Raw genomic sequence first — 21,138 nt, 5'->3', positions numbered from 1 at the left:
ATGTTTAAAAATAAAAAATTAACGGTTGCAACTATTGCACTAAATGCAGTGTCAATTGCCTTTTCAGCAATATCATTTATATTAATATTATTGAATTTAGTAATAAAAGCTTCAAACTTAAGTTTGGAAGTTAAAAGCTTAGTTAAAAGTATTTCAATGTTACCTGTTTATGTTTTTGTTTTCGTTTGATTAGCAACACAAATATTGAATATTATTTTAGGTGCTGTTTCTTTAATAGAAGATAAAAACAATCTAAAAGAGTTTATTTTATTAATAGTAGGAACAATTTTAGGTATTGCCATAATTTCTTTAATAGGTTCAATTATGCTTTACAAAAAATACTTTAAAAAACAACAAGCTAAAACAATTACAAGTCAACAAACTTTATAATATTTTTTTGAATAAAGATGTATCCATAGTGATGCATCTTTTTATTTTTAAAAAGATATAAGTCTAGAAAAAGTAAAATATCAATAAAGTAAATTTTAATTAGATATTAAGTATCATTTGGTCAAATAATTGTATTTATATTGATTTTTTCGTTAGAAAAATAGCTTAAAAGTTGATTAGAATGATTTATTAGTTTTTAATTTAGTAAAATATAAATTATGAGAACAAGAATTAAAAAATTATTATTATCAACAGCATTATTATCTTCAACATTACCATTTTTAGCCATTTCATGTGCTAAAAAAGATCAAGAAAAAAATGACATAGGACAATATAGAAAAATTATTAGTAATTCAAAAATAGCAAATAACTATAAAGAAGAATTGAATCAATTATTGAATAAATATGAAAAGGAAAAATTAGATAAAAATCAAAACTCTGAAGTAACCTGGGCTCAGATTAAAAAAGTTATTTATCAAGCAATGTATACGTTATATCAAAATAAATATACATCAATGATTCCTGTCTTTTTAAACATTGAAACTTTTATAAGTGACAAAAGCAGTGAAAGTTTAGTATCTTTAAGAAAAGAAACTATTAATAAATTGCAATCAAATCCTTTTATCGACTTACGTGATAGAGCCAAAGATTTAAGTCATCTAGCAAACAAATATCTTGAAGTACTTAAAGAATATTTAAAAAATAATAAGTTTTCTGCTCAAAAAGTTAATAGCCCGAAACAAGAAGGCTATGTTTTTACAAATGAAGAAAGAGCTTTCTATTTTAAAGAATTATCTAAAGACAGTAAAAACAACTTAATTTTTAGTTTTAATGACGAAGTTAAAGCTAGCATAAATATCAATATTTTAGAAACTTTTTCTAAAGACTATTTGAAAACTGAAATTGAAATACTAAAAGCTAAAAATAAACCAATTACAAATCATATAATCAACGATTATAAAGATGTTAGAAGAGCCAAGACTTATACTTTAATATCTTCAAATAAAGTATTAGAAGATTTAGAAATAGTTAATGACGATACTAAAACAAAGTTATCAGAATTGATTGATAGTTCAGTATTAGAAGATAACGTTTTATTAATAAAAGAATTTTCTTATTTAAAGTTGCAAAATTTATCAAAAGAAGAATTATTTTATTATTATTCAACACCGTTTTCTATTGAAAATAATAAATTTAAAATAGCTAAAGCACTTATGTCAGTAAATAATCCATTTTTAGAAATTGATCAAAATTTCGAGAAAATTTCTAATAAGCTATTTAGACTATATTATTTAATACCAAAATCTGAGTTACCAGAAGTTAATAATTTTTTAGACAAAATTAATAAAATTGAAGAGAACTCTGATTATGAATGATTTTTGAGTAATTATTGACAAATATTAAACAATGATTATTTAGAAAGTAAAGCTAAAAACCAAGTTATTAATAATTTAAGTTCTATTCTTTCGAGTTTTGAAGATATTGATACAAATCTATTGCCAAGAGCTAAACAAGCAATTAATGAATTAATTATTAACGGACTTTTATTAGGTGATAACCCCGTTTCAAAAACATTAAAAAAATTTGGCCCTTTTACATCTTTACTGGGCGATTTAATAGTTAAAAAAATTGACGAATTTTTTAAAGAAAAAGTCGATAAAAATGCCTTTATTTTAAATGATGTTGAACAAATGGCAAAAGATATAGCAAGCGAAATATTAAAATTGTCAATTGAAGAAATCAAAACAAACAAATTAAAACTATTTACCTTGTCAGTCAATAACAAAATAATTAATGTCTTAAAATATAATGACAATTTTCAAACTATTCCTGATAGTAAATTAGCTGAAGAGGATGGTAAATTTATATTATCATTAGACGAAGAAGAACAAGCTAAATTAGAATTTTCAGAAAAAACCAATATATCAGAAGATTCAAATATTCAAAGCGTTTTATCACTAGAATTAAAGGATAATAAGATACAAACAATTGAAAAAGATCTAACTGCTTCAGAAATGTATTCAAATGCAATTTTATATAATGATTTTCAAACTATAGATGATGAAGGCGAAATTGAATCTTCAAATTCTAATATATCTAATAATGAAAGTTCATCTAACACAAACTCAGATAAATTATCTTCAACAAATCTATCTTCTTTATACGACTCAGAGTTTTTTAAAAATAATTCTCTTGCATATTTATCACATGTAAAAGTTAAATATATAGTTTATGAAAGAAATCAAGATTCAATGAAGTTAATTCCTATCTATGAATTACCATTTAAATATAATGAACAAAGTCAAAACTTTGAAAAACAAACAAGTTATATAATAGGTAAAAACCCAATTTTAACTATTAATCCTAATGTTAAAGAAATACCTAACGAATTGGGATTATATTTATCTATTAATAAAGACGCAGTTGAAAAATTAAAGGTTTTTTTATCTAAAAATTCATGATAAGAGGGAAAATAACCCCTCTTTTTCTATTAAAAACAAATTTTTAGCACTCTTTTTTACAAAGTGCTAATAAATGTGCTAAAATATTGTTTGTAAATATAGAAAAAAGTTTATGTTTACCTTAAATATAAAAATATAAGGAGATAAAAATATGGCAAAAGAAATAATTTTAGGTATCGACTTGGGTACAACAAACTCTGTAGTTTCAGTTATTGAAAACGGAAGTCCAAAAGTTTTGGAAAACCCAAATGGTAAAAGAACAACCCCATCTGTTGTTGCATTTAAAAATGGCGAAATAGTAGTAGGTGAAGCTGCTAAAAGACAATTAGAAACTAACCCAGATTCAGTCGCATCAATCAAAAGATTTATGGGTACTGATAAAACTGTTCACGTAAATAATAAAGATTATAAACCAGAAGAAATTTCTGCAATGATCCTTTCATACATGAAAGATTATGCAGCTAAAAAATTAGGTCAACCAGTTAAAAAAGCTGTTATTACTGTTCCAGCATACTTTGATAATGCACAACGTGAAGCAACAAAAAACGCTGGTATTATTGCAGGACTTGACGTAGTTAGAATTATTAACGAACCAACTGCAGCTGCTTTAGCTTTTGGTGTTGATAAAGATAAAGATGTTAACCATAAAATTTTAGTATTTGACTTAGGTGGAGGTACATTTGACGTTTCTATTCTAGAAATGGAAAATGGAACATTCGAAGTTTTATCAACTTCAGGAGACAACCACTTAGGTGGAGATGACTGAGATCACAAAATTGTTAATTGAATGATTGAACAAATTAAACAAAAATATGACTTTGACCCTTCGAAAGACAAAATGGCAATGGCTAGATTAAAAGAAGAAGCAGAAAGAACCAAAATCACATTATCAGAATCAATGCTAGCTAACATTTCTCTACCATTTTTAGCTATGAACGCAAATGGACCTGTTAACGTAGAGCTAGAATTAAAAAGATCTGAATTTGAAGCTATGTCAGCAGATTTATTAGAAAGAACTAAAAAACCTTTATTAGATGCATTAAACGAAGCTAAATTAGACTGAAATGAAATTAACGAAGTTTTATTAGTTGGTGGTTCAACTAGAATGCCAGCTGTCCAAAAATTAGTAGCAGATGTAACTGGAAAACGACTAAATAACTCAATTAACCCTGATGAAGTTGTATCTGTTGGGGCTGCAACACAAGGTGCCATTATGGCCGGAGATATTAAAGATGTTTTATTACTAGATGTTACTCCTCTAACATTGGGTATTGTGGTTGAAGGTGATTTAGTTGCTCCTTTAATTCCTAGAAACACAACAATTCCAGTTACAAAATCACAAGTATTTTCAACTGCGATGGATAATCAAACAGCAGTAAGTATTGTAATAACTCAAGGTGAAAGAGAATTGGCACGTGATAATAAAGTTTTAGGTCAGTTTAATTTAGAAGGTATTGAACCAGCACCTCGTGGTGTTCCTCAAATTGAAGTAAGTTTTTCAATCGATGTTAACGGTATTACAACTGTAACTGCAAAAGATAAGAAAACAAACAAAGAACAATCAGTAGTAATTCAAAATACTTCATCATTATCAAAAGAAGAAGTTGAAAAAATGGTAAAAGATGCTGAAGCAAACCGTGATGCTGATGCTAAAAAACGTAAAGAAATTGAACTATCAGTTAAAGCTGAACAAATTATTCATGAAGTTGAAAAGACTTTAAATTCAGAAGAAGCCAAAAAACTACCAGATGCTCAAAAATCTGAAGTTGAAAAAGAAGTTAAAGAAATGAAAGAACTTCTAGAGAAAAAAGATTTTGAAAACTTAGAAATAAAAGTAAAAGAATTCGAACAAAAAATGGCTCAAGCACTTGAAATTCTAAAAAAACAAGGATTTGATCCAAACAATCAAAACAATAACCAACAAAATTAATGTTCCTTTATATATAAAATTCTCAAAAGCACTGAATAATAAGGTGCTTTTTTATTAATTAATGTAAAAATTACATTTTTTTTATAAATATAATTATATTTTTTTGTAATTTAAAATGGTTGTTTGTGTTATTATATATATACATATTAGTTATTAAAAAATGGAGGAAAAGTGAAAAAATCGCTTGTTAGTTATTCAAATTTTATATTTAAAATCACCTCTAAAAAGAAAAGTACGATAATCTTACCTATAGTTCAGTTTGTGATAAGTTTAATATTAGGTATTGTTCTTTTTACGGTAAAAATTGAAGAAAGCTATAAAAATATATTTTTATATAGCTACACTTTATTGATTTTAGTTATGGGTGTTTTATATTCATCATTAAAATCATTAAACATTTTTAAAGACTTAGAAAGTGAAGGAATTGAGCTTCTAGTCTTTTCAAAACCAATCTCACGTAAAACTATATATTGAGGAAAAATATTATGTTTATTTGAATTGGGATTAATTTGATCAGCAACATCATTTTTAGGCGGAATGTTGGTTTATTGAAATCTAGTGCCTTCAAATGATTTTGCTAAGATTATATTTATGGCTTTCTTTGTGCAATTATTAAGCTATCTATTTTTTGGCTTAGTTACCACATTGATTAGTTATAAATTAAATCAAAAATTTTCAACAACTCTACCAATTATGTTGTTTGCTCCTTTGGCAATTGGTGGAACTGTAATAGCTGCTAATTCAACAACTCGTATAAATAATGCATCATATTATTTAAATACTAAATATGATTTGCACAAATCTGGAAATGAAATTGATGCAGAGAAATTTTATTTAAATAATAATAAAGACATTTTATACATTATGCCAAATGGCTTAGAAAATAAAAAATTTACTAAAGAACAAGTTGCTTACTTAGATAAAGCTCTTGAAGTTGCTAAAAACGCTTCTTCAACATGACAAAAATATTCATGATTATCAATTCCATATCAAATGGTTGATATATTTAATTTAAAAAATGAAAACGTATTTTCTTTTGAAAATGCAAAATTAATGAATTTAAATAACACAGTTTACTATAAAAAACTAGATAACACAATTTACGATTATAAAGTTAATAAGAAACCAGAATTACTTAAATTATTAGTTAATACTGAAAATGGTAAACTTGTGCAAAAATACTTTGTACCGGGTGTTTTAAAAGATTATTCAACTATTTCTAATCAAATTAATTCATCAGTAATTTATGCAAGAGAAAATGCTTCAGATTTTGAAGCTTCATTTGCTGAAGATAACTTCTCATTTGCTAGCACAAATAATCTAGTTGGTAAAATTGAATGACCTTATATGCAACAAATTTTAGGAAGTGAAGCGTTCAATTATTATGCAAAAGAATTCTATGAAGCAATTAATATTAAATTAACCGAAAAATCTTCACTTCAAGAAACTTTAGAAGCTAAAGCTAAAGTATTGGCTGAAATTTCTAAAGAATTAGATAACAAAAACTCATTCTTATACTTAATCGAAGATAAAGATGTTATTGTATTTGATAAAAATGCAGTTAAAGATAAAAAATTAAGTTCAGAGGTTGAAAGAAAAGTATATTTAGGCTCGGCTCTACTTTATTATCTATACTTCTCAGATAACAATGGTTTACTATTAAAATCATTATTCAAATCTGAATCAGATAAAAATACATATGCACCATCTCAAATTACTTTAACAATTGACGGATATAAATACTTTATCGGTGGCTATGAATCATACACAACAAAAACTCAAGTATCAACAGATAAAGACACAAATCAACAAAAAGTAATTATTAGATATGAATTAACTCCTTCTAATGAAAATTATTTATTCCAAGCAACTGATGATGTATACAGCATTGAAAGATCTAGCCAAGTAGTTAACAAAAATGTTTACTGATTAATTTGATTGGCATTTATAGCAATGTTTGTATTTATAAACTTACACATGTACACAAGAAAGGACTGTAGATAATGGCTGATAAAATTTTAGAAGTTAAAAACTTAACCAAAATTTACCCAAAATCATCACACGGTGTTGACAATGTCTCTTTTAGTGTAAATGCTGGAGAATTTCATGCTTTCATCGGTGAAAATGGTGCAGGTAAAACAACAACAATTAAATCAATTATCGGGTCATATTTTAAATATGATGGCGAAATATTAATAAAAGGAATTAACAATCGTAATCCCAAATCGAAACAAATTATCGGTTATGTGCCTGAAAACGCATATTTCCCAGAAGAATTAACTGTTTATGATTATTTAAAATATTTAGGAAAGCTTTCAAATATTTCAAAAGATAAACTTGAATCTACAATAGATTATTATTTAGAAAAATTCAACATTCTATCAGCTAAATACGAAAAACCAAATAGATTTTCATCAGGTCAAAAGAAAAAAGTTCTATTAATTCAAGCCCTATTACACGATCCTGAATTAATTATCTTAGATGAACCATCAACAAATTTAGACCCTACAGCTCGTTTTGAATTATTTTCAATTTTAAATGAATTAAAGAGTCAAGGAAAAACTATATTCATTAGTTCACACGTTTTAACTGAAATTGATAAGTATACAGATTCATATACACTTATTCATAAAGGTAAAATGTTATACTCAGGAACTAAAAATGGTTCATTAGAAAAGATTTTCTATGAAAAAGTTATTGAAAACTAGTTTAATTTTAAGTTCAATTACCATCCCTGTTTTATCTATTAGTTGTTCTGTTAATCAAAATAATAATGAAAAGCCAAAGTTTCAATTAAATAAAAAAGTTGAAGAAGTTGATAAATTTGATAATTCTGAAATAGTTAAAAATCTTGTAAATAAATATGTATCAGATAATGCAAGCATTAACAAGCAATATGTTGATAGCCAAAATAATATTTTAGATGCTAAATTTGACGAAGTAAGATATGCCATGAATTACTTTCCACCATTTTATATTAATGCTGAAAATCATGCTGCAAGTACACTAGTATTGAATAAGCAATCTAAAGAAATTTTAAGAAAAACTATCGAAAATGATTGATATTGATATTTGAAAAATATAGACAAATTTGTATATGCATATAACGTTTATGGCGATAAATATCGCTCAAATGCGGATAGCAAAAAAATGGTTAGCGAAACATTAGAAGTTAATCCAACAATGATTCAAATGCTTAAAAATAATGAAATTAAAAAAGTATATGAATTAGAATGAAAAATGTTAGATCAAATTAAAGCTCACAATGTTTATTCTAATCACAAAATTTTGTATTTAGTATACGAAGGCAATATTGCAATTAGAGCATTTTCATTTACACATAATCATCAAAATAAAATAGTTTTATCACCAGATCTTTTAGTGTTTGATAAAAACTTAGATGAAGAAAAACTATTAGCTTTATTTAATAAAGTTGAAGATGAATTTATTAATGCCAAAAAGCTTTTAGTCGAAAAAGAATACAAATACAAAAAAGAAAACTATGATGAATTTAATGAAACTGAATTTTATCAAGAATATAATGATAGAAAAACATCTACATTTTTAGAAAAAGAAGCTTATGCAAATTTCATACAAGCGGCAATTGAAAAATTATGAAAAGAAGATATCAAAATTTATAGATATACATGGAGGTCAGTAAATGACTAAAAAAATATTACTTTTTTCTACTTTACTAGCTTCTAGTTTACCAGTTATGATTACTTCATGTTCAACTTATTCAAAAAGAGATGATTTTAAAAATATTATTCCTAAAGATCGCGATGTTATTGAAAATGGCGCAACACCAGAAGAATTAAGAACTCAAAAAATTATTAAAGAAATTACTTTACAAGCATTTAAGAGTGAAGCTAAAAAAGTTCAATTTTTAAAAAATCAAAATGATAAAAATAATCAAGAAAAAGTTAAGGCAAGATTTAAAGAATTAACTAAAGACTTTTTAGCTAAAGAAACTAACGAAGAAAAATATCAAGTAGCTTTAGAAATTCAAAAAACTATAAATGAAAATTGATACTTTTTCTTAAATAATATTGATTTATTTTATGGAAAATTTAGCCACTGATATTTATTCCCAGAATACCCTCAAAATCCTAGAAGAGGAAAACACAGTCAGGAATATAAAGATTATTTAAATACCTTAGCAGCACCCGCTGATATTATTTTTAAAAATAATTATTTCACCGATTTAAAAGAAGGTGATGAATCAGCTGAAGTTTCCGATGCAACAACCTTATACTTGACTAAAAACAATGTTTTATTCAGATTTCAAATTCGTGATACGTTAGGTGATAATCCATATGTTGTAATTAACCCATATTTCTTTGCTTTTCCATTATCTAAAAAATCAACCATTTCTATTGGCTTAATATCAGATTTAATTCATGGTGCTTTAATTCACTATACTCAAGACGGTTTTGACAGATTTGAAAATGACTTCGCTAAAAAAGAAGGATATGGACCAATGGCACAAATGCACTTACTTTACAAAGGAGATAAATAATGAAAAAGAGCGTATTTTCAATTTTATCAGCAGCAACTTTAATTTCTGCTCCAGTCGTTGCTATATCATGTGCTACAGCCAAAGAAGCTAATGTTCAAAAAGCGGAAGTAAAAGAAGTAGAAACAAATAAAAAAGATAGTGCAGCTTGAAAAAACTTTATAAACCAAGATTATATTAAAACAATTTTAAACTTAGTTTATCACAATGATCAAAATAAAATAGCTGAGTATATTAAAACACAAGAAGCCATTAATGATGAACAATATAAAGAGTTATTAAATTGATCATTATTTTATGCAACTAGTACAGTATCAGCATTAGGATCAGATGGTTCTGGCTCTGTTCCCGGCTTTGGTGGATTCGACTTTTCAAGTATATTTGGTGGTGGCAAGGGCGATACCAAACCAAGCCTTTTAACTAAAGCATCTGATAATGTTAATAAACTTGTTAAAGATAACTGATTGTGATATTTATTTAATTTAAACAGCTTTATGTTTACATTTTATTCAGATGTAGATAAATTTGATTTATCAACCGGAGCTGCAATAGGTGATTCACCACAAAATAAACAAAATTCAGTCGGTTCCATTTACAGACCAATCAGCACTAAAGTTAAACAATACATTATTCAAGAATATCAAAGTACTTTATACTACAAGGATTATAAAATATATTTATTAACTGAAGATGGCTTTATCATGACTGTTTTAGTCAAAGGACCTACAGGAATAGAAGAACCTGAAGAGGATATTGATTGAGGAGACGATGAAGACGCAGATAGTGGCGATTCGTCGGATTCAGGTGATGAGGATGCAGAAGACGACAACTCTTCAAATAACGAAGAAGGAACAAATACAAAACCAAATGTTGACTTTCCAATTTTTGGTTCTGGAACAAGCGCAGAAGTAACTAATAACTCCCAACCAGCAAAGCAACCGGACCCATTTTCGATCGAAGTTAGTCAATATTTATATTCATATCCTAGTTTAGCTCTAAATAAAAAAGTTACTGAAAAATTCGATTTAGCTTTATATATTCGTGCAACTAAGGATTTTATTTCATATCACCCTAATCGTACTGAACAAATTTTATTTGAAGAAAACCACGGCGGAAAACAACTAAGATTTACTCTTGGCCAACTAATTAAAAAATAATAATACAAAAAATACTTACCCCGATTAATAAAGGTAAGTATTTTATTTTGTTGAAAAATTGAAATTATTAAATTCTTCGATAACTTCATTATTAAGTTTTAATTCATCAACTTCATAATGAGTATTAGGTAATAAAGATTGAATTTTGAATGAGTATTTATTATCTTTTGCTTGATCACTTTTATTAAATTCATATGTATATTTATTATTATTTATTAAAAATTCAACCGAATTTTTTTCATTTAATTTATTTTTAAGAAAGCTAACTTCAATGATTATGTAATCACTACCAATATCTTTTGTAGATAAAAAGATGTATTTATCATGATTAAACTTTTTCTTTTTAGTAAAAGTAACTGCAAGCGTAGCAATTGATCCGACTAAAACTGAGGAAAATAATACTGTTGATGCTATTATGAGGTTTTTTGAGCTTTTTTTCATATAAATATTTTACTTTAAAATAAAAAATCAAACTTAACATATATAAATTAAATTTGATTTATAAATATTAATTAGTTTTATCTTTAATAGCTTCTTGATAAGCACCGAAATGATTGAAGATAGACACAAAGCAAAGGAAATTGAACCAATAAATATTGCGCAGTTTCTAAAATAATCTTCTCTTAAAATTTTGATTATTTCGTCGTTATTGTAATTGAATCTTCAATTGTTTTTTCCTCTAAATAAAATTAGATGAAATATTTCAAAAGTCTTGTCAAAATTTATTGCCATTGAAACTAATAAAACAATGAAAAACACAATAATTAATATTGAAGCGATAAACCAAGATTTTAATATATAAATATTTAATTTTAAATGATATTTTAAAAGAAATGATATTGAAATAAAAGAAAACGATAAAGCTAAAATAACAAAGTTAATAATGAATAAAAGTTTAACATCATAAAAATGATCTTTGGCACTTTCAGATATTTGAAGTTTACCAATACCAAAATGACTAGAATAAGTTAGAAAATCAAGTAGCTCATCATAGGCATATTTTAACTCATCATAATTTAATTTTCCCGCTTTAAATTCAAGCCTATCAATGTCAATATTTTTAAGGTGTAAATTATAATAAAAAGGCCTGATTCAAATCACCAATGAAGTTGAAAAAGAGATAATAAAGAAAGAAAAACAAAAAATTAGCATTACATTGATAAAAATACTAACTTTTTGTTTTTTCTCTTCGTCCATATTTAAATTTTAACATTTAAAAGTGCGATTTTAATTAGTTAGTCAATACTGACGTGTTTTATTTTTTATATTTCACTTTACCTCCTATGATGATTTTAAACTATAGCATGTTGCAAAATGATTGAGAATTACAATGTAGCAAAATATTTGAGAATTCACAAAATTCAAACTGATTAAATAAATATTTATTAGATACTTAAAAAATAGTTTATAATTTAATTTGCAAATAAACACAGAAAATTTTGCCAGGCCAATAATTGGCCTGTTTTTTTTATCTTCTGATTTAACTGTGTTTTATAAAATTGATATAATTTTTTTATTGAATATATAAATTAAATTAAAAGTAATTATAGAAATGGAAATCATATGAATAAAAAAATAATACTAACAGTTATAGATGGACTTGGAATAAGAAAAGAAAGTCAAGGAAATGCTTATGCTCAAGCATTTCATCCAATTTTTGATTATTTATTTGCAATGTGTCCAAATAGTGTTTTACAAGCATCTGGAGAATATGTGGGCTTGCCAAAAGGACAAATAGGTAATAGTGAAGTTGGTCATTTAAATATTGGTGCAGGAAGAATTGTTTATACAGGACTTTCACTAATAAATAAAACTATTGATGACAATGTTTTTGATCAAAATGAAGTTTTAAATAAAACTATGAATGACGTATTGGCTAAGAATACAACATTACACTTAATTGGATTATTAAGTAATGGTGGAGTTCACTCGCTTGATAGACATTTGTTTGAAATATTAAAAATGGCACATAAAAAAGGTCTTAAAAAGGTTAGCGTTCATGCTTTTGGTGATGGGCGTGACGTTAAGCCTCAATCAATTAATGATTCATTAGATGAACTAGTTAAGCTAGTTAAAGAGTTTGGCTATACAATTTCAAGTATTGGTGGCAGATTTTATGGAATGGATCGTGACACTATGTTTGAAAGAAATATGCAATCATACGAAACTATTTTGGGCAAGTCAAAAAATACTTTTGATGATATCCAAAAATATGTTGAAGATCAATATGAAAAAGGTATTTTTGATGAATTTTTCATCCCTGCGCAAGCTAAAGATGGTTTATTTTTAGAAAATAATGATTCGGTTGTGTTCTTTAATTTTAGACCAGATAGAGCAAGACAATTAAGTCATTTATTAATTAACTCTGATTTATATCAATATCAACCTGCTGAAAGAAAGTCAATTGATCACTTTGTTTCTATGATGAAATATGAGGGAATTAATTCGGAAATAGCATTTGAAGAAATGAAAGTTGTTAATCCGTTAGGAAAAGTTTTAGAAGCTAATGGTTTAACTCAATTAAGATTAGCAGAAACACAAAAATATGCTCACGTAACATTTTTCATGGATGGGGGAGTTGATATAGTTTATCAAAATGAAGAACGTGTGTTAGTAGATAGTTTAAAAGTCGATTCTTTTGCAGATTATCCTCAAATGTCTGCTGAACAAATTACAGATAAATTATTAGAACACATTAAAAATGTTGATTTTGTAATTATGAACTTTGCTAACCCTGATATGGTGGGTCATACTGGTAATTTAAAAGCTGCAACTAAAGCAATCGAAATATTAGACGAACAATTTGAAAGAATATTAAACTATGTTGCTGATAATAAAGATACTGTAACTTGATTTATAACTGCAGATCACGGTAATGCCGAAATTACTGAAGATGACAAGGGTAAGCCAGCAACTAAACACACAACCAGCCCAGTTATGTTTATTACAACAGATAAATCAATTTCATTAAAAGATGGTAAATTAGCAGACGTTGCCCCAACTATTCTTGACTATTTAGGTATTGAAAAACCTGTTGAAATGACAGGGGAATCGCTATTGGTTAGATAGTTTTCAGTTTAATAAACATAATTGTTAAATAAATATATGCAAAAAACCTAGACACGATTATGTGTTTAGATTTTTTATTAGTTTAAAAGGATAATATTGAGTAAAAAAAGCGCATCTCGAAAGAGATGCGTTAATAAGATTTTATGTTAAGATTCTAGAATCTTAATGATAGACAGCTCAATCCACCATCTAATTTTTTGTATTCAGAAGTATCACAAGTAATAACTCTATAAATTCCTAAATCTTGTACAGCTTTTAAAACGTTTGGATATCCTTCTGGAACGATAACAGTTTCATTTACTCAAATACAGTTTGCTGCATATCCTTCTTCAGGTTTTACAACGATTTGGTTAAAGTCTTTGAATGTTGGGTAGTTTAAAAATTCACCAGAAATTAATAAGTTATTGTGTTCTAGGTAGTTAACCCCAGTTTTTAGGTGAAGCATTTCTGTCATAGGAACAGGAATACATTTTTTACCTACTTTTGCTAAAATGTTGTGGAATTGACGAATACCTTCACGGTTTGTACGTTCTGACATACCTACATAGTATGTGTCTCCAACCATCATAACATCCCCACCATCTAAGGTTCCAGGTGATTGGATTTTAAAGATGTGGTCTTCATCAAAGAATTTTTCTAGATATGGTAACATTTCTAATTTTTCACCATTACGTGTTGATGCTCCAGGGTTTGATAGAATTGCAATTTCTCCAGTAACAATAACTGCAGTGTCTTCTACGAAACATGAGTCTGGAAAATCTTCGTTTCTTGGACATACTGTAACTTGTACTCCACAGCTTTTTAGAGCTTCAATATATTTATCGTGTTGTTCTAAAGCTAGTGAGTAAATTGGTTTTCCTAATTCAGGCGCTGATGTGATCCCATTTACCATCGAAGCGGCTGGACGTTTTACTATAACATTTTTGAATTTATCTTTCATTTGTAACATATAATCTCCTTAATTCTTTTCGAGGTCATGCCTCTTACCCCTATTGTATTCTTAATTGAAAAAAATGTTGATATTTTTGTTAAAAAAATAAGAAAATTGCAATAAATTTGTCTGCTTCTTACCTTATTATTGCACTTTTAATGTTAATTCTTAATCAAATTGCAACATTTTTATAGTTTAAAAATGTTTATTAAACTTATGATATCAAATTTATTTTTTAAGACCTAAAAATTTAAGCCAGTAATCAGGAAAAATTAGCAAAGTGTTATACTTTGCTATTATTTTTTTTAAATCTGTATATCTTAAAATAAAAATTAAAATCTACTTAAAATATTCAGATAGGTTATTATCTACTTCTTTAATTGCGTTTTTAAACATTGATTTTAAGTGGTTCATTTCTTCTTTTAAACCCGAAGTATTTAATTTAAATTTTTCTAAATTTCTAATCAAGTAATTAAACTTATCAGTAAATGTTGAAACTACTGACTTATGCGTTACGACTATCAAACTTAATTTATAAGCCAAATCATCTCAAACGTCAAGATTTTTGCCTATTAAAAAAATCTCTTGTGAGTTAAAGTTAGATAAATCACTGCTTGCTTTGTAACGATTTTCTGGAGTTTTGAAAAAATATTCACCACTTGAGTTCATACAAAATAAAACTTTTATTTTTTTTGAAAAATTAACTCTATTGCCGTTAGTATCAACTGGGGCATAATATTCGTTTAGGTATTTAACTGCACCTGAATGAGTTTTATTTTTAAAATGATAATCAACATACCAACCAGGGTCGCCTTCATTTATTTTTCTAAAACAGTTTTTATCACTATTTCTTTCTAATTTTGGAGATATAGAATTAAAGTGATTTATTAATTCGTCTTCAATCTTACTTATTTCTGTTCAATGTTTTATATTCTTTGTTTTAAAGAATATGGGATAATTTAATTGAGCAGTTTTAAAAGACCTTTCAACAAAAGACTTAAATTGCGGAACACTAGAAGATTGAACTTCGATGCCTAAAGATCGCAAATACTCAGTAATAGGTGTGTATGAAGACTCTTTTTTCAAAAAGTTGTTCTTTTATCGGTCTTTATAATCTGCGGAATTCCGTGTGTTCTAAAAAGTTTTTCAAGCAGATTCATATAACCAATATTGGTTTCTTCTTTAGACACATGGACTGCTAAAAGCCTACCAGTGGCAGGGTCAATAGCGTGGTAAGTATGAAAAGTTTCACCCAACCCCATTGTGTCTGGCGTAGCATCAATCTCAACAATCATGCCTGGAGAAAGATTTTTCCAGGTATTTTTTATTACCGCATTTTTCTCTATTGTTTTAAGATTCTCTAATCTGCTATTTATTGCATAATAAAATATTGTTTCTGGAACTGCGTCATTTAAAATATTTCTTGCGTTTCTTTTAGCTTCTTTTCTAGTTGATTTGTGCGAGTGTTCTGTTGCATATCCTCTTTTAAAGTACGTCTGTAAAGAGTTTTTAAAGACATTATTGAACCTTTTGTTCTATAATAAATAGCCATAGTAACATTTTTAGTTCTATCTGTAGGTTGATCAAAAACAAAAGAGCTAAAATCTCTGATTCTTTCAATTTCAGAATCTACAAGATTATCGCTAAACTTTTGTCTATATTTATTTCCTTTATTTTTGTGCGAGACATTAAATGTTCCGTCAAAATTTATAGATTTCTTAATTTTAGAAACTGTAAAACGACTAACCTCGTGTTTTATGGCGATTTGGTTTATTTTTAATTTTCCATTAGTTATATCTGTATAAATATCTTTTCTTTTTTTCTCAAAATCTGTTAAATTCTGGATTTCTATTTTTTTATATTTCACTTTACCTCCTATAATGATTTTAAACTATAGGATGTTGCAAAATGATTGAGAATTACAATGTAGCAAAATATTTGAGAATTCACACTTCTTACCTTATTATTGCACTTTTAAATAAATGCGTATATAATTCTTTTATATGCAAGATAATCAAGTATTTATAGATTTTGAAGCAATAACAAATCCGTTTGCTAAATTAGTTAATTTACCCAGTGGCACGCCTTATGCTTACACATTGGGTCTTTTGAATTCTAAAAATGAATTTGAAGTTAAAACTTTTATTATGGATTTTAATAAACACCAAACTCAGAATGGAATGTGATCGACTATTAAAAAATGCATAATAAAAGATATTAATAAAATTAACCCTAAGTTAAATATTAAAGACATAGTATTTATTGGACATAACCCAGTATTAGAAAACAAATGCTTAAAAAGATTGTTTCCGGAAAATGAAGTTAGAGCATTAATTTCAAAAACAACTGTTTCATTATCTAGACTAACTGCCAAATTTTTTTCAGAGCCATATTTTACAAAAATTAAAAAAGTTATAAGCGCCCTAAATGATAAATACTTAAACAATGCTTTAGGAGAGAGAAATGGGGCTATAGCATCATTTGCGGGATATTGACTATATACTAACTCTTTAAAGAACTTAAGGGCTAACGATAAAAGAAAAAAATTCTTAATTAATTTAGATAAAAAAATATTATTAAAAGAATTAAATCGCTATTCAAAAGATGATGTTGTAAAGATGATCTATATAGTTGCTCATCCTGAGCAAACTGAGCAACTTTTGAAAGAGCTAAGCTATAAACAGGAATTATTAAAACAAATTAAAAATTTAAAACTAGATGACAAATTAACCATTAAGGAATTAAAAGAAAAAATTTGAACTTTATAAATAAGGGGGTTTATGCAAAAGAATAAACTTTTTAAAAATAAAAAAAATTTTATAAGGGGTTTATTCCCTCAATCTAAAAATGATTGAAAGCTTTATTTCATTAAAACAATGCCAATTATCATTGGCGAAATTTTGTTTTGTTTAAATGGATTCTTAGACAACTTTATGGTTAGTCATTTAGAAGGCGGTATTGACGCCCTTACTTATGCAAATACATATACAGGAATTATGTATACGATATTTTTTGCAATCCAAGGAATAGCAGCTATGTTTGTGGGCCAGTATTATGGTAAAAAAGATTATGATAAGGTCAACCAGATAATGAATTTACGGATTTGGATGTATTTAATCATTGTTATCTTTTTTGCTATTCCGTGTTGAGCTGCTACCGGAAATATGATTGACTTAGTTGGTGGCTCTGAAATTAAAGGTTCGGTTAAATCTGATGCAATGAATTATTTAGTTTTAATTACTGTATCTTGAATAATTACATCATTTAACTTTAACACAAATATGCAACTTAATGAAACTGGGCATTCAAATTTAGCATTCGTTTCTGCTTCACTTACATTAGTGACGAATGCTTCAATTAATGCGCTTTGTTTATATGCTTTTAAAATGCCATCGTATTATGCTGCCATCGGTTCAATTGTTGGAGCATGTGTCTGTTTATTAAGCGATCAATTGTTAACTTATTTTAAAGATAGGCCAATTTTTGTTAATTTATTTAAGTTGTTTTATATTACAAGACCAATCGCTAAGCAAATATTAATTAGAATACCTGCAATGTTAGTTACCATTGTTGGTATGATAACTATCCCACTTAGAATGATAATATGAAGTAGAGCTTTTCCAGATAGCATGGCTCCAAATAGTTCGGGTATAGGATATTGATGAATGGGAATAAACGCTGTAACAATTTTAGGTTTGGTAGAAAGCTTATCTTCAATAGCTTCAGCTGTTACCAGTGTTTGTTCAAGCAATGTCTCTTACTTCGTTGCAACTAAATTAGGAGAAAATCAGTTTGAAGAAGCTAAAAAACATTCGCAAGCTTTAAAAGGCTTTCACACGTTGGCTGGTTCGATTATGTCAATAATTATGGTTGGCGTTGTATTTGGTATTGCGTATTCTCCAGCAACTTCAAGAGGAGCTGCTGAGGGAGTTAAAAATACTTTATACGATAATCATAATCTAGAATACATTAAAGACATGTTAGCTAATGGAGAATTTAGTAATTATCCAAAAGACATAATTCAAGGTGCTATTCCTGAAATTGGACAAAACGGTCAATATGACAGTTTTGTTGCACATGCTATGCAATTAACTGCAGATGAATTTAAACGCACATTTCTATTTTGTTCACTTACCTTTATAGCATTTAACCCAGTATGATGTTGATTTTACACAAGTGCCGCCTTGCCTAGAGCTGGTGGTAGAAACATGATAGCATCAATAACTATGTTAAGTGCACAGTGACTTTCATTTATTTGATTAATTATTTTAACCTTCGGTTTAGTTAACCCATTAAAAAACACTAATAATGCAATATCAATTGAGTTGGCTTACTTTTTATTCTATTCTATTGATTTGATTAGATGAGCAATTTTTGAAATTGTTGCATGAAAAACCAATTGAGCAAGAAATGTAACACTAGAATTAGAAAAATCAAACACCGTCAATAAACTAGTTCATAATTAAATCTAGATTAGATAATTTTTAATCTTAAAATATATAATTTCTTGTATGAATAATAAAGAATTTAAATATTTGGCAATTGGTGATTCAATTGCTCAAGGTTTTAATAGTAAAATTGGTTGCGGAGCTTGTGGACATAAATTAAAATCAGAGTACATAAAAGGTTTTAGTTATGGTGATTATTTAACGGAGTTTGTTCGTGATTACTGCATAAGCCAGAAAGATAAAGAATATTTAAAATTTTGAGAAAACTTTCAATATAAAAACGATGCGCTATCAGTAATGAGAATCGCTGATTTTCACTCGCTTGTTAATGGCGCTTTTACGCAAGAAATTTCTAACATTGTTTTAATGAATAAAAATATTGAAAAAATGGCTAATGTTGAAATTCAAAAGCGTATTTGAAATTACGATAATTTAAAAACTGAAGAGCAAAATTTCGCAGATTATGCTAAAAAATTTCTTGATGACATAAAAGAAAGCGATTTGATAACGATTTCAATTGGTGGTAATGAATTTCAAAGTTCAGTACCATTTTCGCTGTTTAGATCAATATTAAAAGAAAATAATTATTTTAAACAATTAAAATTAAAAAAACAAATCTTCAATCAACTAGATGAGATAGCTAATTCAATCATTGAACAGTATAGATTGATGGTTAGAAAAATTAAAGAGCTTAATGGAAAAGCTAAAATTTTACTAATTTCGTATATACCTCCATTTTTAACATTTTCATTAAGATATGAAGAAATACTTAAAAAAATAAATCCGGTAATTTACAATGATTTATTTAAGAAATTTATATCAACTATTAACAAAATTAATGAAGTTGTGGCAGAACAAGAGTCATGTTACTGAATCAAGGCTTTTGATTTTAAATTTTGAAAGGATAATTCATCAAAACTTTGCGAAAATACAATAGATGTTCATCCTAGCGAACTTGGCTATCAAGAAATAGCTAGAAAGACTTTTAAATTGATATTAGAGCAAAAGTTAATATTTGATACTTTAGATGAAAAATACTATAAAAAAATTAAGAATTTTTCTATTAAAAATAATGTAAAAATATCAAATAGAAATAATCAGCAACTTATCTTTCCAATACCTAACAATATAAACAAAATTGTATATATATTACGTTCATGATTAGATTCTAAAAATAATATTCAAAATCCTTACTTTGCTTTATTAAAACGGGAAGTTAAAAATATAGCATCAGAAGAACGTGACGAAGCTTTAATTATAAGTCGTGAAGAGTACACATCGCTTTCTTCATTGGCATTAGAAAGAGTTGTATTCATTTTAAAATACTTGCCTAAAGACTCCCAAATTGTTAAATTCATTAAAGAAAGTATTTTCAAAGATGAAAATATACTTGCTTTTTTAGCTAAGGTTTTATTAAGTGAGAGTATTATAAAAGTTATAGCTTCAATTGAAAGTATATTTAAAAGACATCCAAAACAAAAATTATCAGCATTCTTTAATACTTTTTTTAAAGAAAATCAAGGTAATTTCTATAATTTATTTTTAGAATTATTAGATAAAAATCAAACTGCTTTAAAAATGCTTGATGAATTTATTGGATTTACGCTTGTTGATTTTGAAAATCATTTAACCCCGATTTTACCTGAAAAAACACTGACAAATTTAATTAAAATTATTTCCTATGATTCAAAAATTACACTTAATATAAAAGAGCTATTATTTATGTTTCGATCATTTTTAGATAAAAGATATAAATATGCAAATTTTGATGATTTTTTTATATCTTTTATAAGAGAAAATGAGCTTTTATTGAAAAAAACACTTTTTGACATTATTAAGTTATTTATTTTAGAAAATGGCAAAAGTAAAGAAAATTTTGCGAACATATTACTGTCATTTTTAAATATTCCAATCAATAATTTAAATCATAAGGAATGAAATAAATTAAATAAGATTATTGATTTAATACTCGAATTTATAGAAAGTCAAGGATCAACTGAACACATTGTTAATTTATTATACAATGCTGCAATCAAAAGCAAGCTATTTGATTCTATAGATTTTAAACAACTAAAACCATTTAAATACTTCACTATTATTGCAAAAAGATTTTCAAAAACAATTGGTTATAGATTGTTTAACAAATATAATTGAAAAATTATTAAAATCATTTTTAAACTTCTGAATTTAAAATTAACCAATAAAATGAGAAGAGCTTTTAAAATATTTAAATAA

General features: G+C 26.8%; 18 protein-coding genes. 12 read left to right on the top strand and 6 right to left on the bottom strand.

Features of this window, described 5'->3' with window-relative positions; genetic code table 4:
• The 8 genes from AB5V95_RS02410 (at window position 1) to AB5V95_RS02375 (ending at window position 10,455) form a co-directional block, all read left to right on the top strand.
• On the top strand, window positions 1–390 hold the full coding sequence (locus tag AB5V95_RS02410) for a hypothetical protein (RefSeq protein WP_369085775.1): 390 nt from the start codon (window positions 1–3) through the stop codon (window positions 388–390).
• Between the two features lie 218 nt (window positions 391–608).
• The gene (locus tag AB5V95_RS02405) at window positions 609–2,855 is read left to right on the top strand and encodes a hypothetical protein (RefSeq protein WP_369085774.1); all 2,247 of its coding nucleotides are present in this window, start codon (window positions 609–611) and stop codon (window positions 2,853–2,855) included.
• A 148-nt stretch (window positions 2,856–3,003) separates the two neighbouring features.
• Complete coding sequence (dnaK, locus tag AB5V95_RS02400; RefSeq protein WP_369085773.1) at window positions 3,004–4,782, top strand: molecular chaperone DnaK; 1,779 nt, start codon at window positions 3,004–3,006, stop codon at window positions 4,780–4,782.
• A gap of 171 nt (window positions 4,783–4,953) precedes the next feature.
• Entirely contained in the window at window positions 4,954–6,786 is a 1,833-nt protein-coding gene (locus tag AB5V95_RS02395; protein ID WP_369085772.1) for an ABC transporter permease, read from the top strand.
• A complete protein-coding gene (locus AB5V95_RS02390; protein WP_027122494.1) occupies window positions 6,786–7,490 on the top strand; it encodes an ABC transporter ATP-binding protein in 705 nt (234 codons plus the stop codon). The genes AB5V95_RS02395 and AB5V95_RS02390 overlap by 1 nt, the downstream gene beginning before the upstream one ends.
• Window positions 7,468–8,451, top strand: a complete 984-nt coding sequence (locus AB5V95_RS02385) for an aromatic motif membrane protein (protein ID WP_369085771.1) — start codon at window positions 7,468–7,470, stop codon at window positions 8,449–8,451. Before AB5V95_RS02390 ends, AB5V95_RS02385 begins: the two co-directional genes overlap by 23 nt.
• Entirely contained in the window at window positions 8,444–9,301 is an 858-nt protein-coding gene (locus AB5V95_RS02380) for an aromatic motif membrane protein (RefSeq protein ID WP_369085770.1), read from the top strand. The genes AB5V95_RS02385 and AB5V95_RS02380 overlap by 8 nt, the downstream gene beginning before the upstream one ends.
• Window positions 9,301–10,455, top strand: coding sequence for an aromatic motif membrane protein (locus AB5V95_RS02375; RefSeq protein WP_369085769.1), 1,155 nt, complete (start codon window positions 9,301–9,303; stop codon window positions 10,453–10,455). Before AB5V95_RS02380 ends, AB5V95_RS02375 begins: the two co-directional genes overlap by 1 nt.
• Window positions 10,456–10,497: 42 nt before the next feature.
• On the opposite strand, the gene AB5V95_RS02370 is transcribed toward AB5V95_RS02375, so the two are convergent.
• Together AB5V95_RS02370 and AB5V95_RS02365 are read right to left on the bottom strand one after the other, a co-directional pair.
• Window positions 10,498–10,896 carry a hypothetical protein gene (locus AB5V95_RS02370; RefSeq protein WP_369085768.1) on the bottom strand — a complete coding sequence of 133 codons (399 nt, stop codon included), beginning with the start codon at window positions 10,894–10,896 and terminating at the stop codon, window positions 10,498–10,500.
• Window positions 10,897–10,929: 33 nt separating this feature from the next.
• Complete coding sequence (locus AB5V95_RS02365) at window positions 10,930–11,652, bottom strand: TIGR01906 family membrane protein (RefSeq protein WP_369085767.1); 723 nt, start codon at window positions 11,650–11,652, stop codon at window positions 10,930–10,932.
• 366 nt (window positions 11,653–12,018) lie between these two features.
• Here AB5V95_RS02365 and gpmI point away from each other — a divergent pair, with 366 nt between their 5' ends.
• Window positions 12,019–13,524 (top strand): 2,3-bisphosphoglycerate-independent phosphoglycerate mutase, encoded by a 1,506-nt coding sequence (gpmI, locus tag AB5V95_RS02360; protein WP_369085766.1) that lies wholly within the window; start codon window positions 12,019–12,021, stop codon window positions 13,522–13,524.
• 154 nt (window positions 13,525–13,678) lie between these two features.
• Here the strand turns inward: gpmI and AB5V95_RS02355 are convergent, their stop codons facing one another.
• The 4 genes from AB5V95_RS02355 to AB5V95_RS02340 form a co-directional block, all read right to left on the bottom strand.
• On the bottom strand, window positions 13,679–14,464 hold the full coding sequence (locus AB5V95_RS02355) for an arginine deiminase family protein (RefSeq protein WP_036475869.1): 786 nt from the start codon (window positions 14,462–14,464) through the stop codon (window positions 13,679–13,681).
• A gap of 330 nt (window positions 14,465–14,794) precedes the next feature.
• A complete protein-coding gene (locus AB5V95_RS02350) occupies window positions 14,795–15,541 on the bottom strand; it encodes a hypothetical protein (protein ID WP_369085765.1) in 747 nt (248 codons plus the stop codon).
• Window positions 15,490–15,750 (bottom strand): hypothetical protein, encoded by a 261-nt coding sequence (locus tag AB5V95_RS02345; RefSeq protein ID WP_369085764.1) that lies wholly within the window; start codon window positions 15,748–15,750, stop codon window positions 15,490–15,492. Before AB5V95_RS02345 ends, AB5V95_RS02350 begins: the two co-directional genes overlap by 52 nt.
• A gap of 116 nt (window positions 15,751–15,866) precedes the next feature.
• The gene (locus tag AB5V95_RS02340; RefSeq protein ID WP_369085763.1) at window positions 15,867–16,322 is read right to left on the bottom strand and encodes a hypothetical protein; all 456 of its coding nucleotides are present in this window, start codon (window positions 16,320–16,322) and stop codon (window positions 15,867–15,869) included.
• A gap of 136 nt (window positions 16,323–16,458) precedes the next feature.
• Between AB5V95_RS02340 and AB5V95_RS02335 the strand changes: the two genes are divergently transcribed.
• The 3 genes from AB5V95_RS02335 to AB5V95_RS02325 are packed head-to-tail and all read left to right on the top strand — an operon-like array spanning window position 16,459 to window position 21,138.
• Window positions 16,459–17,223, top strand: coding sequence for a hypothetical protein (locus AB5V95_RS02335; protein ID WP_027122504.1), 765 nt, complete (start codon window positions 16,459–16,461; stop codon window positions 17,221–17,223).
• Between the two features lie 12 nt (window positions 17,224–17,235).
• Window positions 17,236–18,921 (top strand): MATE family efflux transporter, encoded by a 1,686-nt coding sequence (locus AB5V95_RS02330; protein WP_369085762.1) that lies wholly within the window; start codon window positions 17,236–17,238, stop codon window positions 18,919–18,921.
• Window positions 18,922–18,966: 45 nt separating this feature from the next.
• Complete coding sequence (locus tag AB5V95_RS02325) at window positions 18,967–21,138, top strand: SGNH/GDSL hydrolase family protein (RefSeq protein WP_369085761.1); 2,172 nt, start codon at window positions 18,967–18,969, stop codon at window positions 21,136–21,138.

Source organism: Metamycoplasma spumans (assembly GCF_041026625.1).
In the GTDB taxonomy this organism is placed as follows: domain Bacteria; phylum Bacillota_I; class Bacilli_A; order Mycoplasmatales; family Metamycoplasmataceae; genus Metamycoplasma; species Metamycoplasma spumans.
This window is presented reverse-complemented; position numbering and strand designations above follow the sequence as displayed.